Consider the following 14429-nt stretch of genomic DNA (forward strand, 5'->3'; position numbering starts at 1 on the left):
ATTACTCCCACATCAGCTCGTCGACGTAACACCACTTCCAGTTTTCACCCGGCTGAAACGATTGGATGATCGGGTGTTTCGTGGCGTGGAAATGTTTGGTGGCATGTTTGTTAATCGAATTGTCACAGCAGCCGATATGACCGCACTCCAAACACTCGCGCAGGTGCACCCAGTCGCTGCCGATCTTCAGGCACTCTTCGCAGCCTTCGGGCGTACGCGGTTGAACTTTGTGAATGTGGTCGAGATGCGTGCAGGTTTCGCTCATGCTGCCGGCACGTCCCAGAGAACCGTTTCACCCGTACCCTGCAGCTCGATGCGTTCGATATCGTAGGTGCGCAGCGCGTCACCGGCGCGCAAAGTCTCGTCGTTGACCTTTATCTGCCCTTCAGCGACGAACAAGAACCCGTAGCGTTGCGGCTGGAAGGTGTGCCGCAAAGTGTGATTCTCCAAACGCGCCACGCGGAGCGTTGCATTTTGCGTGAGCACAATCGGCGTCTCGACGTTTGGCTCGCCCGATGCAACCGTTAACCAGCGATTGTGGCGATCGGCGGCCGTAAAATCGACTTGCCCATAGGTCGGCGGGGTTCCCAGGCGGCCCGGCAGCACCCACATCTGCACGAGATGCAAGTCCAAGTCTTTGCGCGCGTTGTTCTCGGAGTGCCGCACGCCCGTGCCGGCGCTCATGAACTGCACGCCGCCGGCTTTGACGACGCCTTTGTTTCCCATGCTGTCCTGATGCTCCAATTCACCGCTGAGAACGTAGGTCAGGATCTCCATGTCGCGGTGCGGGTGCGTCGGAAAACCGGCGCCCGCTGCGATGTAGTCGTCGTTGAATACCCGCAGCGCGCCCCACTGTACGTTCTGCGGATCGTGGTACTCGGCGAAACTGAAGGAATGATACGTCTTCAGCCAGCCGTGATCGGCGAAAAACCGTTCGCCGGCCCGCTGAACGGCGAAAGTGGTGGGCGGCTCGGAAATTGTGTTCATGTAAGGCTAGAATCGGCCGGGGCGGCCGCGAGGTTGCGCATTCGCCCGAGCAACAGATGAAAGTAGAGCATTCCCTTGACCGGGCCCAAAGCGGAAAGCAGCGCGTCCGCGTCGAGGCCCGGATCGCCGGAGAGGGCGCGCAGCGATTGGGCCACGCCCGAGTCTTTGAGCGGAAAGACGTCGAGGCGCCCGAGGCCCCGCAAGAGCACGACCGAGGCACTCCACGGACCGATGCCTCGCAACGTGCGCAACCGTTCGGCGGCCTCCGCGCTGTCCATCGTGGCGAGAAGTTCTTCGGACAGCGCCCCGTCTTCGACCGCGGCGGCAGCCGTGCGGAGGTGATCGACCTTATTGGCGCTCAGTCCGGCGGCCCGCAGCGGTTCGTCCGGCGCGAACAATACTTGCGACGGATCGAAGAATGGATAGTAGGTGACGCCGCCATGTTCGATTGGTTCGCTCATCGTCTCGACCGTGCGCCGCATGATGGCGGTCGCGGCGTGAATGCTGATCTGCTGAAAGACGATGGCGTGCGCGAGCGCCTCCCACAGCGTGGGATAACGCGGCGGATGCATGCCGCGGAGTTGCTCGGTGAGCTCGGCGAGCCACGGAAAAGGTTGTACGCGCGATTCCCACTCGTCGAGTTCCGCTTGCGTTCCCAGCATCGCCGTCACGACCGGCACCCAGCGCTCGGGCTGCGCTCCGGTGATCTTCAGCGCAAGCGTGCCGGCGTCGCGTTGCTGCACCTCGATCAAATTCGAACCGTCCGCGTCGGTCAGCATGCGGCGATAGGTCCCGTCTTCGGCGACGAGGTCCACGGCGTTGGCGGCCAGCCGCCGCAACGCTTCGGCCGTAAGATCTAAACGGTACGGCGCCTTAACGGGAAGGGTCGTTTCAAGAGTAAAACGTTCGGTTAAGGATGCTCGCGACATATTACCAGTATTGGCGCATCAACTTCCTGACGATGCTCGAGTATCGCGCGAATTTCATCATGTGGTTCGCTTTCACGATCATCTACCACGCAACCGCGATCGCGGCGCTTTGGGTGACGCTGCGGATGTTCCCGTCGATGAACGGCTGGGATTTCAAGCAGATGGCCTTTCTCTACGCGCTCTGGATGCTGGGACACGAGTTTCACAACGCGTTCTTCTTTAACGTCGTCAGCGTCCCGGAGTACGTCCGTGAGGGCCGCTTCGACAGGTTCCTGGTGCGTCCCCAGGACACGCTCTTCCAGACCCTGACGGTTCCCGCGCAGCTCTTCCCCGACGGCATTATTTTGGCGCTCATCTACTTCGTGCTGGCGACGCGTTACAGCGGCGTGAACGTCGACGCGGCCTTTGTGTTGTTCGTTCCGCTGGTCATGGTCGGGGGCGCCCTCATCGATTTGGGAATATCGCTGGCCGTGGCGACTATCTCGTTTTGGTTCGTGCGCGTGGATACGCTGCGGTGGGTCGTGATGTCGCTGGAGCAAGAGTTTACGCGGTATCCCATCAGCATCTATACGCGCGGCGTGCGCTTTTTGTTGGCTTTCGTCTTCCCGTTTGCGTTCATGAACTATTTCCCGGCGACGTTTCTGCTGCACAAGGCCGAAACGGGATTCTCCCTTTCGCCGCAGATCGGATTACTGACGCCGCTCGTCGGATTCGCGTGGCTGGCGTTGTCCTACGCTTTCTGGCGATTCGGTTTGCAGCACTACCAGGGAACTGGCTCGTGAAGCGCAGCGCATTCGTCGCCGGGGTGACCGCGGCGGCATGCTGGCCGCAGGCGGCCTTGGCGCAATCGTTCGGCGCGCTTTTACACGAAGCCATCAAGGGAATTCCGGCGACCGTCGGCGTCTATGCGCGCACCATGGCGGATGGCCCGCCCGTCGTTGCTTACAACGCTGATGTCTCGTTTCCAAGCGCCTCGACGATCAAGATGCTGATCATGCTGACGGCGTTCCGGTTAGCGGAAAGCGACCCGTCGGTAATGAGTGAGCCCGTCACATTTCATAGCCACGATTACATCGGCGGCTCGGACTTCATGTCGCGCGCATCAAGCGGCGAGCGCTTCAGCGTGCACGAGCTGATCGTGCCGATGATCCAAGTGAGCGACAACACCGCAGCGAACCTGTTAATCACGCACTTCGGATTCGATGAACTCAATGCGACTGCGCGTCACGCCGGAATGCCGCACACCAAACTCCGGCGTCATTTTCTGGATACGGCGGCGGTCTTGCGTCACCACGACAACCGCACGACGCCGCGGGACATGGCTCATCTGCTCTTCGAGATCGAACGCGGCACGCGCGAAGGAATTCGCACGGTCGCCGATCCGGAAACCTGCCGAGCGATGATTCAAATCATGCTGGGGCAAACGGATCGCGATAAAATTCCGGCAGGCGTGCCGCACGGCGTGCCCGTTGCGAATAAAACCGGCGAGCTGACCGGTACGCGCGCCGACGTCGGAATCGTCGATCCGTTCGGACTCTCGCCGTACGTCCTCACCGTGTATACGATGCAACTCAACGGCTGGACCGTCGCCGCTCACGGCATTGCGAACATCTCGCGGTTGGTGTACCGCAAGCTCGCCGGAACTATGCTTTAGCCCTTCGATACCTCAGGATGACCGAGACTCGATCACTACTTTTGTGATCTCGTCGCCGCGCCGGATCGCGTCGAGTGTTTCAAACCCATCGGTGAGTTGTCCAAAAACCGTATATTGCTTATCCAAGAAGCGCGCGTCATCTAAGCAGATGTAAAACTGCGAGCCCGCCGAGTCGGGAGACGAGGCGCGTGCCATCGCGACGGTGCCGCGCACGTGCGGACGATCGTTGAATTCGGCCTTCAAATTGTAGCCGGGGCCGCCGGTGCCGTCGCCTTTCGGGTCGCCGCCTTGGATGACGAAGCCCGGCTCCACTCTATGGAAGGCCAGCCCGTCATAAAACCCGGCTTCCGCCAGTTTGACGAAGGCCGCCGAGTGCTGCGGCGCGTCGTCGGCATAAAAAGTAAAGACCATGTCGCCCTTGGGCGTCGTGATGCGCGCCGTCGAGGTTTTTGCGCGGTCGAGAAGGGTGCGCAACTCCTCGCCGACGGGAGCCGTATGTGTTGCCATCTAGGAAGCTTTGTGCACTTCGAGTCCGAAGGCCTTGCCCGCGTCCAATGCCGTCAGCTTTTCGTCTCGGCTCAGCTGCTTAAAGCGAGCCTCAACGCTTTTTGCCTGCGACGAATCGTCCGCTTGCATCCAGGCAAGCAGCCGAACGGGGAGGCGCGACCGGGTGTATTTCGATCCTCGGCCCTTTTGGTGCAGATCCACGCGACGCTCCAGGTCGTCGGTCCAGCCGGTATAGAGCGAACCGTCTTCACAGGCCAGGATGTAGACGAACATAGTGTCGTGAACTGAGTTACATGCACTCTTCCCGCTTTCTTTCAGCGCTTGCGCTGCTCGCCCTGACGATTACCTCGGCCTCCGCAAAACCGGCGCTGGACCCGCGGATTGCCGCTCTGGTGCGAGCCGTTTCGGCCGCCGATTTGCGTGCGTACGATACGCGCCTGGTGGATTTTTACACGCGCAATGATTTTTCAGACGATCTCAACTCGCCCACGCAAGGTGTCTTTGCGGCTCGCGATTGGATCAAATCGCAGTTCGAGGCGGCCGCGCTCCGGAGCGGCGGGCGGATGACTGTTTCTTTGGATACGTTCTTGCAAGACAAGACAGCCCGGACGCCGCGCGCCGTAACGGAATCGAGCATCATCGCGACACTGCGCGGCGATGCCCCCGGGCCAACGTACGTTATGTCCAGCCACTATGACGACTGCGACGGCGACTGCACCGACGGACGCGGCCGCGCGCCCGGCGCGGACGACAACGGGTCCGGGACCAGCGCGGTGTTAGAAGCCGCTAAGGTGATGGCGGCGCAACAGTTTCACGGCACCATTATTTTTGCAGTCTTCGATGGCGAGGAACTCAACTTGTGGGGCTCGGATCATTTCGCGCGTGAATTGAAAGCGGCGGGCACCGACGTCGTTGCCGATCTCAACAACGACATCATCGGCACTTCGAATGCTCCGGCCGGCTCGTCCGATCGCCGCCTGGTTCGCGTCTTCAGCCAAGGCATTCCCGACGATGCAAAAATCAGTGCGGTCAACGTGGCAGGCTCCGAAAACGACTCGCCCTCGCGCGAAATCGCACGCTTCGTCAAGAACATCTCGGAGCAGTACGTCGCGCCAATGCACGCCACGCTCATCTTTCGCGCCGACCGTTTCCGCCGGGGCGGCGACCAAGAGTCGTTCACGGCCCAGGGCTTCCCCGCAATCCGCTTCGTCGAAATACACGAAGATTTCCGGCACCAGCACCAAAACGTGCGCGTCGAGAACGGCGTGCAATACGGCGACCTGCCGCAATACAACGATTGGAATTATCTGGCAGCGGTCACGCGCATGAACGTTGCGGCGCTCGCCGCGCTGGCGCTCGGGCCGGATCAGCCGGGGACGGCGCAAATTCTAATCGATCGCCTCACGAACGATTCGACGCTGCGCTGGAAGCCTGCGGCCCGGGCCGTCAGTTATGAAATCGTTTGGCGCGAGACAACCTCGCCGTTGTGGCAGCATTCGCAAAACGTCGGTAATGTCACGCAAGCGACGGTGCCGGTCAGCAAAGACAACTTTATCTTAGGTGTACGGTCGGTAGACGCACAGGGACTGGTAAGTCCGGCGGTCTATCCGGTGGCGGTGCGGCAGTAGCCGGTTGAGCTCATCGCAGCATACCCCGCATGATTTTGCCTTCGGTGTTCAGGTAGTATTTCGCGCTGTCGAATCGCGGTGAGTCGGCGAACATCAGGTAGAGATACTTGAAGTTCTCCGAAAACGAATATGCCGGGAAATAGTCGCCTTGCGTCATTGGCCGCGTGCGAACGTCCGTGAGCACCGTGTAGCCGCGCGGCGCCCGGCAATTCGAACGCAGCGCTTCAAAATACTGGTAGGCTGTGACGCGATATTTCGGGTCTTTTGTTAGAAACCAGAGATCGAATGATGAGTTCGGATACTCAGGCCGCAGCCAGTGCCGCGGGCTTACGATCGAGAGATCACTGTAATTGATCACTTCCGGAATTAGGTCGTACTTGTCGAGCGCTGCCGTCCAGGAGTCGTAGAACGCCGAACCGACCGCGCGATCTCCGCCTTTGGCCACCAGACCCGCGTAAAACGCAGCGAGTTCGGAACTCGTCGTGTCGGTAGTCGGTTGCCCGTCCTTGTAATTCACCGTCCTGAACCAGAGATTTCCTGAAACGCGCGTTACTTTGTATTTGAGGATAGCGTCGGTCAGCAGGCGGTACCAGTCGCGGGTTTGAGTCAGCCCAAGCATTTGCCAGCCGCCCCAAAGATATTCGTAAAAGGAATCGACCGGTTCGTCGGGCGCGACGTCGTCCGTATCGCTGAACTCGCCTTTTTCGACGTCGAACGTCGTTCCGAGTAGATTCAACGACGAGCGTTTTGCAATGACGGCTTCATAGGCTTTGAGCGAAGCCTGCACGTACTTCTGGTCGCCCGTTAGCCGCGAAAGATCGCCGAACTCCAAGATGTTGGAACCGATTTCGGCGAGCACCATCTGTGGTTCGCGCACCGCGCCGGTCTTTAGATTGGCGTAACGATAGGGCGCACCGGTGGGAGACTTCGTAAAGCACACCAGCAGGCGGTCGGCCAGATCGCGCGCGCCGTCGAGCAAGAACTTTTCGCCGGTGGCGTAGTAACCGGTGATCAGCCCGGCCACCATGCGGATCATGGCTTCGAACATCTGCACGTCGCCGTCGACGTCGAAGTCAAGATGATCGCGCAGCCACGCCACGCACGACTCGAGCTCGGCATCCAGGCCCATCACATAGAGCGTGTCCATCGCTTCGATGATCGAGAGCCCGAACGAATGGTTCTTCAGAAAAAAGTTTGACGGCCTGCCGCTCACCGGGCGCACCTCGTCGTAGCCCCACGCGATGTATTTATAGCCGTTCCACGCATGCAAGAATTCGTCGCGCACTTGCCGGGCGATCGCATCCGGCGGTGGCATCACCGCTGGCGGCAGACATGCGAGCTCGGCGGGCAGCAGCGCTGCTGCGCTCGCTGCGGTTAGAAAGCTACGACGTTTCATGCAGCCCTTCGACTGCGCTCAGGGTCGTTCGATACCTCACGATGACAACAATGATTCATCAATTGCAGTCAGCGTTTCATCCACGTCGGCGACGGTGTGTGCGGTCGACAGAAACATCACTTCGTTTTGTGAAGGCGGCAAGAGTATTTTTCGCCTGCGCATTTCGTGATAGTAAGCCGCATACCGCGCTGAATCGGCCAACAGTGCGTCGTCGTAGTTGCGGTTTGGCGCGCCGGCGCGGAACTTAAAATCCACCGCAGACTCGTGCTGGACGACCGCGTAGGGTAGACTGCGTCGCTCGAAAATGCTTCTAATGCCAGTTGCCAGCCGCTTCGCAAGCCGGTCCGTATTTTCGTAACACTCGGGATACGCTTCCAGCAGATCGAGCACGCGATGCGCCATCCCCACGGCAAATGGGTTGCCCGCGTGGGTGCCGCCCGTAAAGACGGGGCCGTCAGGCGCGAGCATCGTCATGACATCTTCCCGGCCACCGAATGCGGCAATCGGGAAACCACCGCCCAGTATTTTCCCGATCGCGGTAATATCAGGCTGCACGCCCCTCGACTCCGCTCGGGGCCGCTCGCTTCGCTCGCGGTCCTTCGATACCTCAGGATGACAATCAAACTCACGATGACGGAAGCGAAGCCAGGTAATGATCTCGTCGAAAATGAGCAACGCACCGCTGCGATCCGCGCGCTCGCGCAAGCCTTCGAGAAACCCGGGAACAGGCAGCACCAAGCCCATATTCGCCGCAACCGGCTCGACCAGAATTGCCGCGATCTCGTCCTCGCGGCCGCGCAGGGCATCGTCCACGCTCTCCAAGTCGTTGTAGCGCGCGACGGCGACGTCGCGCTGTACGCCGGCGGGTATTCCGCTGCGACGGGCGTGCGCGGTCTTTGCCGAAGCCCCGGCGGCGAAGAGCGCCGCGTCGAAGTGACCATGATAGTTCCCGGCAAATCGCAGAATGAGATCTCGTTGCGTGAAAGCGCGCGCGACGCGCACCGCGCTCATCATCGCCTCGCTGCCGGTTGTGGTGAACCGGATGCGCTCCATCGAAGGAATCCGCGCGCGAATGCGCTCCGCTAGACGCACTTCTTCGGGATGCGTCGACCCGTAGAGCACACCACGCGACGCAAGGTCGTCGAGATCGCGCGTCAGCGCCGGATGATTGTATCCGAAGAGCAACGGGCCATAACCCATGATGTAGTCGATGTAACGCTCGCCGTTTTCATCGAACGCATATGCGCCGTCGCCGCGACTCTGAATGAACGGTGTGCCGCCCACGGCCCAGCCCGAACGCACGGGGGAATCACATCCGCCTGCGAGTGCGGCGCTCGCAAGCTCCGCGATTGTCTGCATGTTTTGCGCCACTCGTCAGGCCCGCTTAACGGCGCGCTGCTCGGGGGTCCTTCGACAAGCTCAGGATGGCACTCCAACGGGCGAAGCGGAAAGAAACTCCTGTAGCGCATGTAGCGCGCGGTCAACATCGAACGGCAGCACGCGCGCGCCGTCGGCATGGGCCTGCGCGTTTCCGCTATACGACGGATCGCCATAGGCGGCGACTGCAAAACGCGGACGGCCAAGCTGTTTGGCAAAACGCATCGTCAGCATTGCGCCGCCGTTGCTTTCGCTCGCAACAAGAACCACCGCGCGCGCGTGCGCGGCCTGCAAGCGATCGCGATGCACGAGCGCCGGCTTCGATACCGGCTCGTCAGGCAGGCGTTCGCTGACGATCGCGCCGCCATGCGCGACGATCTCTTCTTCCAGCGACCGGTTCTCGGGCGGGTAGGTTACGCCTAGGCCGGTTCCAACATAGGCAACGGTCGGCACGCCCGCGTCCAATGCGCCGCGATGCGCTGCCGAATCAATGCCCGCCGCAAGTCCGCTGACGATCGGCAACTCGAGCCGCCGCGCAAATTCGCGAGCGAACTCTTGCGCCGCCGGCAGCGGCGTGCGCGTTCCTACGATCGCAATTCCATCGGCCGGCAACGCGCCGCGGACGCACAGAAACGCCGGCGGATCGTCGAGATCGCGCAAAGCCTTCGGATAGCGCGGGTCGGCAATCGTCACGAGCGACGCGCCCAGGCGCGCCAATTTCGCAGAGGCCTCCCGGGCTTGACGGCGGGCGTGCGCCAGACGCCGGGCGGAATCGCCTTCCAGCCATTCTTTTAATGAGGGATCCTCGCCGCGGGCGAGCGAGCGCAAACGGCGTGCGGGCATGTGCAGATAGGCCCCGGCAAGCAATACGAGCTGCTCGTGCGACATCTCTCGCATAAGACCGGGGGCTTCGCACCCCGAACTCCCTCCCCATGCCGCACGTCGAGATCGAGATCGGTCCGCAGAGCAATATCGCCGAGTTGGTCCAGGATCTGCCCATCGCGGCCGAGGTGCTGGGCCGGTTCGGCCTGCATTGCGCCGGCTGCGGCGTGAACAAGTACGAAACCATCGAGCAGGGCGCCAAAGCGCACGGGCTGCGCATCGAGCCGATAATCGCGGCGCTCGTGCAAGCGCGGCTCTCCGGTTTTGTCCCCAATATCAACAACGAAGATCGCCAGCCGCTGCGGCGCGCGCCGGGCGAATTCAAACGGCATGCAAAGATCGCGCACGTCCTGCCGATCATGTCCGGCAAGGGCGGCGTCGGCAAGTCGCTGGTCACCGCCTTGATCGCGCTCGGGCTGCGCCGCCGCAATCTGCGTGTCGGCATTCTGGATGCGGACATCACCGGGCCGTCGATTCCCAAACTCTTCGGCTTGCGCACCCCGCTGTTGATTGAAGCCGATCCCGATGCGAAACCAACGCCCCAAGGCAATCCGCCGCCGCTTATGGTGCCGGCGCAGTCGCGCAGCGCAATCGAAATCGTCAGTTCAAATTTGTTGACCGACCAAGAAGACACAGCGATGATCTGGCGCGGCCCGATTCTTTCCGGCGTGATCCGTCAGTTTTACGAACAGGTATTGTGGAGCGATCTCGACTTTCTGCTAATCGATCTTCCGCCCGGCACTTCGGACGCGCCGCTCACGGTTCTGCAGTCGCTTTCGATCGACGGCGTGATCCTCGTGACGATGCCGCAAGCGCTGGCCACGATGATCGTGCGCAAAGCGGCCAACCTCGTTCACCAATTAAAGAAGCCGATTCTCGGCGTGGTTGAGAACATGTCGTACTTCATCGCGCCTGATACCGGCAAGAAGTACGAAATCTTTGGCCCCTCTTATGCGGAGCGCGTGGCGGAACTCGCCAGGGCGCCATTGCTGGCACGCATTCCGATCGATCCGCAGAAAGCGCTGCTGGCGGATGAAGGCCGCGTCGAAGAGATCGACGATCCCATCTGCGACGAATTGGCCGCTGCGGTGCTTGCGGCGATCGAAGCTCACCCCAAACCGAAGGAAACGATCTCTATTATCTAGTGCCCTTCGCGGCGGAAGCGACCGCGTCGATAACTTGCGGCGCCACGGGAAGTTTGGGATTCGAATAGCCGGCCACAATCGCAGCTTGCGACGACGTGTCCGGCGAAATCTTGAGGACGTGGTTCATTCCTTGAACGACGACCAGTTTCGCCGATGGACTCCCACTCTTCAGCGCTTCGGCGTCGGCCATTGTCACCTGTACGTCGGCGGTACCCTGGACGATCGTTACCGGAATCCGAAGTTTGCCGACCTCGACCGCCGGATCGTATTTAAACCATGAAATGAGATAAGGCTGGATCGACGGACGGAATAGACCCTCAAGGCCGGCCGGAATGTCGCCCGTATAGACGTTACCGGCTTTCAATTGCGCCATAATTGCGTCGGCTTGGACGAGCGACGCCGGCGCGAGTGCCGGCCGCAACTGCTCGCGCAGAACCGTGTATGCGGGCCGTCCCGCACCCTCCAGCGACACGTACGCCGCGACATTTCCCCGCTGGGCGGCGATGGCGCCGAGCAACGATCCTTCGCTATGTCCGGCAACCGTAATCTTTGCGCAACGCGGGTTAGCACGCAGCAACTTGATCCAGCCTGCGGCGTCGTCTATATACGTATCGAAGCGAATGTCTTTCTCGGCGGTCATCGCCGCGGCACTTGCCCCAATACCGCGTTTGTCGAAACGCAATGTCGCTATGCCGCGCGCCGCCATAGCATTGGCCAAGAGTTTCAGCGCATCGTTCTTGCCGGGCAATGTCGGATTGTTGCCGTCGCGATCCGTAGGACCCGATCCGGCGATCAGCAGCACCACCGGAACGGGCTTCGAGCCCGCCGGCATGAGCAGGGTTCCGGAAATGGAGCCCGTCGCAGTTCGAAGTACTAGATCGGATTCAGACGCAAAAGAAGGCAACGGCAGCGCCGACGCGGCGACCGCGCCGCCCGTTAGAACTAGAAACTTATCTCGTTTGATCTTCTGCATACACTACTTCCCCATCGCACCACGTTGCAAGAACGCGGCAATCGGTAAACTCGTCGCCGTCGAGCGGATCGCGATCGAGGATCGCCAGATCGGCCGCATATCCTTCGGCGAGCATTCCGGTGCGCATCTCCGCGTGCGCCAAGCGAGCCGCGTTGTAGGTGTACATCGTGATGGCCTGCCCCGGTGAGAGCCGTTCGCGCGGCTCATGATGATCGACTGTGGCTTGCATGCCTTGCAAAGGTGCGAGTTCGCAGACCGGACTGTCGTCGCCCCCGCACAGGACCGCGCCGGCCCGTTCGATTCGTCCGAGGGCGTTCATGCTGCGCATCCGCTGAGATCCCAACCGCTGCTCGTACATGCCGCCCACACCACCCCAAAGCATATCAAACTGCGGCTGCATCGAAAGGTAAATGCCCAGGCGCGCGCAGCGTTCGATGTGATCGTCGCGCGCTATTTCGAAATGTTCGATAAAGTGGCGGCAACCGGTCGCGCTCGGTTTTCCGCCGAGGACGCGCTCCCACGTTGCGACGCATTGTTCGATCGCGCGGTCGCCGATGGCGTGAACGCCCGCCGAGACCCCGAGCGAGTCGGCGGTCGAAAAATACTCGTAGACCTGTTCGTCGGAGTAATTCAGCTCGCCGCGGTTCGGCGGCCCGCCGTTCTGTGAAACGAAAGGCTCGCTAACGGCTGCCGTGCAGCTTCCGATCGATCCGTCGAGAAACACGTCGCCGCCGATAAACGGCAGGCCGAGCTCTTTGGCGAGTCGAGGATCCGGCTCGCAGATCTTCGGATACCATTTAGCTCTTGGCAGATCGCCGAGCGCCGCGATTTCGTCTGCATATTGATCGCGTGCGAAGCCCACGAATTGCGCGTGCAGGTGCAAGCAGCCGCGCGAGAGCGCCAATTCGGTCGCGCGTTTGTCAGCGGCTCGTTTTGCGGCTAGCGGCAGCTTCGCCATGAAGGCCGCTTGTGCGCGCCAGTTCGCTTCGAGAAACAGTTTTCCGGTCGGTCCACCCTCGTGGTTTCTCTCGCTTCCGCCCACAGCGGGCGGAAGGTTAAGCCACGCAAGCGTCTTGCGATTCACGATGCATGAATGTCCATCAACGCGCACGAGCATCGCAAACGCATCCGCGAGTTCGCGCTCCAGTGGCGCCGCGTCGGCGAGACGTCCGTCGCGCCACGCGCTCTCGTCGTATTGCCCGGCCAGCACGTATGTTTCGCGCGGCAAACGAGTCACCGCGGCGGCGAATTCGTCGTAAGAGCGCACGCCGTTCAAATTGCGTTCGTCGAGGAAATGCCCGGTATCGGTAAGATGCACGTGACAGTCGGCAAACGCCGGCAGAACCGTTGCGCCTTGCAGATCGATTCCTTCGACGGTCGCGCCGGCGCTCGATGGATCGAGCGAAACGATCGTCGGGCCGTCCAGCACCAGCCCGTTGTGCCGGGAGTACGAACCACGGCGCGGATCGTACCGATAAACGCGCGCGTTACGGAGCGCCTTCACCTTCACCCTTCGACTGCGCTCAGGACTCGATACCTCACGATGACAAAATGGGGCGGGAGCCGAGCCAGGCGGCCAAATCCGTTTTGCGCGTTACGTAGTTGCCCGTGCGCAGCTCCGAGCGCAATTCGCCGAAGGTGCCGAACGCTTCCGCGAACGCATCATGCTTGTGAATCGACTCGTAGTTCACTTGCGTGGCCGCCACGAACGTTTCGTCCGGGAAATCCGCGTACATCTCCAGCGCGCCCGCCAGGATGCCGCGCACGACGTCCTCCACGAACTTTGGATTGTGGTGCGCCTTATTTACGATGAAGAATTCATCCGGGCGCTTCAGGAGGTCGTAGGTCTCACTCGACATCGCGTTTTCAACGATCTCGACCAGGTCTTCCACCTGAGGAATCTCTCCTGATGTGATTCCGATGAGCACGCTGCCGCGTCCGCGCTGATTGTGCGTCGCAACCGGCAACGCGTGCAATGCGCGCTCGGCGTCGGCCGCTGAAAAACCGGCGTCGCGCAAATCGCGCAGGCTCTGCTCGCGCACCATCGCTTGCGCGCACGGACAGGCGGTCATGCCTTCCGCTTCAACACCGATGGCGCGGCGCACGCCCTCGCGATCGGCGTGCGCGATGCCGATCAGCGTGTATGTTTCCTCACCGCGTTTCCCGCTGACCGGCGTCCAGCGTTCCAGCGCGAATTCAGCGCGTAATCGTACATCCGCGCGCACAGCGCGCTGCGATTGCACGATCTCGCGCGCGATCGCTTCGACCAGATTCTCGATCTGCGCGGGCGCGCCGGGGCTTGCGAGTACTTCGAGTGCGGCTTGCTCGAGAATTTCATTGAAGCGCGACATGTGTAGGCCGGCTTTATCTGGCGTGAGATCGGCCACCATCGTAAACTCGCCGTTGAAGACTTGTTCGCGCCCGGCAACGTTTAGGCGCACTATGCGGCGTACGCGCGAAACTCCAACGCGATCGAGCGAGAGCCGCACATCGGGCGTCTCTTCCTGACGGTTCGCATTGAAATGCAGCGAGCGAGCGCGGCGCCGAACGCCGTTCGACGTCAGCGTTGCCGCCATACCGGCAAACTCCGGCGCAATTTCCGCGAGCGGAATGAGATTGTACGGGCGGCGCGCCAACTGCGGATGGACGTAATCGCCCGCTGCCAATACATCGATATCGATAGCGCGGGCCTCCAAGCGGCGTTTGCCCGCCCTGCCAATTGCGGCTTCGACGGCGCGCGCAAACTCTTCGAAGCCGCCGCGGTCGAGCGGCGTTTCGAGCTGCGCGGCCAGGTTGAGAAACGGCGGCCCTTCCGCGCCCTCCGCGGGGGCGCTTTCAAAAAACGACGAAACGGCCACCACGCGGCTCTTGCGCCGCAGCCGCTGCAGGGCAGCCAAAATATTCGCCTGCCTGTCGCCGAGGTTGGAGCCGATACCCACGTGAACGCGCAC

General features: G+C 61.3%; 15 protein-coding genes. 4 read left to right on the top strand and 11 right to left on the bottom strand.

The genetic code is table 11. The features are described from left to right. Nucleotide 1: 1 nt before the first annotated feature. From VFO29_07065 to VFO29_07075, 3 genes are read right to left on the bottom strand one after another with little or no spacing between them, the layout of a single operon-like run. Nucleotides 2–265, bottom strand: coding sequence for a UBP-type zinc finger domain-containing protein (locus VFO29_07065; protein HET9393259.1), 264 nt, complete (start codon nt 263–265; stop codon nt 2–4). Continuing rightward, nucleotides 262–987 (bottom strand): pirin family protein, encoded by a 726-nt coding sequence (locus VFO29_07070; GenBank protein HET9393260.1) that lies wholly within the window; start codon nt 985–987, stop codon nt 262–264. Before VFO29_07070 ends, VFO29_07065 begins: the two co-directional genes overlap by 4 nt. Further along, nucleotides 984–1916, bottom strand: a complete 933-nt coding sequence (locus tag VFO29_07075) for a hypothetical protein (GenBank protein HET9393261.1) — start codon at nt 1914–1916, stop codon at nt 984–986. The genes VFO29_07070 and VFO29_07075 overlap by 4 nt, the downstream gene beginning before the upstream one ends. Between VFO29_07075 and VFO29_07080 the strand changes: the two genes are divergently transcribed. Both VFO29_07080 and VFO29_07085 read left to right on the top strand, forming a co-directional pair. Next, nucleotides 1904–2698, top strand: coding sequence for an ABC-2 family transporter protein (locus tag VFO29_07080; GenBank protein ID HET9393262.1), 795 nt, complete (start codon nt 1904–1906; stop codon nt 2696–2698). The genes VFO29_07075 and VFO29_07080 overlap by 13 nt on opposite strands. Then, nucleotides 2695–3570: a serine hydrolase gene (locus VFO29_07085; protein HET9393263.1), complete on the top strand. Its 876-nt coding sequence runs from the start codon at nt 2695–2697 to the stop codon at nt 3568–3570. The genes VFO29_07080 and VFO29_07085 overlap by 4 nt, the downstream gene beginning before the upstream one ends. A 12-nt stretch (nt 3571–3582) precedes the next feature. Here the strand turns inward: VFO29_07085 and VFO29_07090 are convergent, their stop codons facing one another. Next, on the bottom strand, nt 3583–4077 hold the full coding sequence (locus tag VFO29_07090; GenBank protein ID HET9393264.1) for a peptidylprolyl isomerase: 495 nt from the start codon (nt 4075–4077) through the stop codon (nt 3583–3585). Continuing rightward, entirely contained in the window at nt 4078–4350 is a 273-nt protein-coding gene (locus VFO29_07095) for a GIY-YIG nuclease family protein (protein ID HET9393265.1), read from the bottom strand. A 20-nt stretch (nt 4351–4370) separates the two neighbouring features. On the opposite strand from VFO29_07095, the gene VFO29_07100 reads away from it, so the two are divergent. Further along, nucleotides 4371–5705, top strand: a complete 1335-nt coding sequence (locus VFO29_07100) for a M20/M25/M40 family metallo-hydrolase (protein HET9393266.1) — start codon at nt 4371–4373, stop codon at nt 5703–5705. A 10-nt stretch (nt 5706–5715) separates the two neighbouring features. Here VFO29_07100 and VFO29_07105 read toward each other — a convergent pair whose 3' ends face one another. Genes VFO29_07105 through VFO29_07115 form a run of 3 tightly spaced genes read right to left on the bottom strand, consistent with a single transcriptional unit; the run spans nt 5716 to nt 9375 of the window. Continuing rightward, the gene (locus VFO29_07105) at nt 5716–7101 is read right to left on the bottom strand and encodes a glycoside hydrolase family 47 protein (protein HET9393267.1); all 1386 of its coding nucleotides are present in this window, start codon (nt 7099–7101) and stop codon (nt 5716–5718) included. 36 nt (nt 7102–7137) lie between these two features. Beyond that, nucleotides 7138–8460 carry an aspartate aminotransferase family protein gene (locus VFO29_07110; GenBank protein HET9393268.1) on the bottom strand — a complete coding sequence of 441 codons (1323 nt, stop codon included), beginning with the start codon at nt 8458–8460 and terminating at the stop codon, nt 7138–7140. A 60-nt stretch (nt 8461–8520) separates the two neighbouring features. Continuing rightward, nucleotides 8521–9375 (bottom strand): DNA-processing protein DprA, encoded by an 855-nt coding sequence (locus VFO29_07115; protein ID HET9393269.1) that lies wholly within the window; start codon nt 9373–9375, stop codon nt 8521–8523. A 35-nt stretch (nt 9376–9410) separates the two neighbouring features. Here VFO29_07115 and VFO29_07120 point away from each other — a divergent pair, with 35 nt between their 5' ends. Continuing rightward, complete coding sequence (locus VFO29_07120; GenBank protein ID HET9393270.1) at nt 9411–10505, top strand: P-loop NTPase; 1095 nt, start codon at nt 9411–9413, stop codon at nt 10503–10505. On the opposite strand, the gene VFO29_07125 is transcribed toward VFO29_07120, so the two are convergent. The 3 genes from VFO29_07125 to mptA are packed head-to-tail and all read right to left on the bottom strand — an operon-like array spanning nt 10498 to nt 14429. Next, nucleotides 10498–11478: an alpha/beta fold hydrolase gene (locus tag VFO29_07125; protein ID HET9393271.1), complete on the bottom strand. Its 981-nt coding sequence runs from the start codon at nt 11476–11478 to the stop codon at nt 10498–10500. The two genes, VFO29_07120 and VFO29_07125, sit on opposite strands and share 8 nt — an antisense overlap. Continuing rightward, nucleotides 11456–12982 (bottom strand): amidohydrolase family protein, encoded by a 1527-nt coding sequence (locus VFO29_07130; GenBank protein HET9393272.1) that lies wholly within the window; start codon nt 12980–12982, stop codon nt 11456–11458. Before VFO29_07130 ends, VFO29_07125 begins: the two co-directional genes overlap by 23 nt. 34 nt (nt 12983–13016) lie before the next feature. Beyond that, the gene (gene mptA, locus VFO29_07135; protein HET9393273.1) at nt 13017–14429 is read right to left on the bottom strand and encodes a GTP cyclohydrolase MptA; all 1413 of its coding nucleotides are present in this window, start codon (nt 14427–14429) and stop codon (nt 13017–13019) included.

The sequence above is a fragment of the Candidatus Rubrimentiphilum sp. genome, from assembly GCA_035710515.1.
In the GTDB taxonomy this organism is placed as follows: Bacteria; Vulcanimicrobiota; Vulcanimicrobiia; order Vulcanimicrobiales; family Vulcanimicrobiaceae; genus Rubrimentiphilum.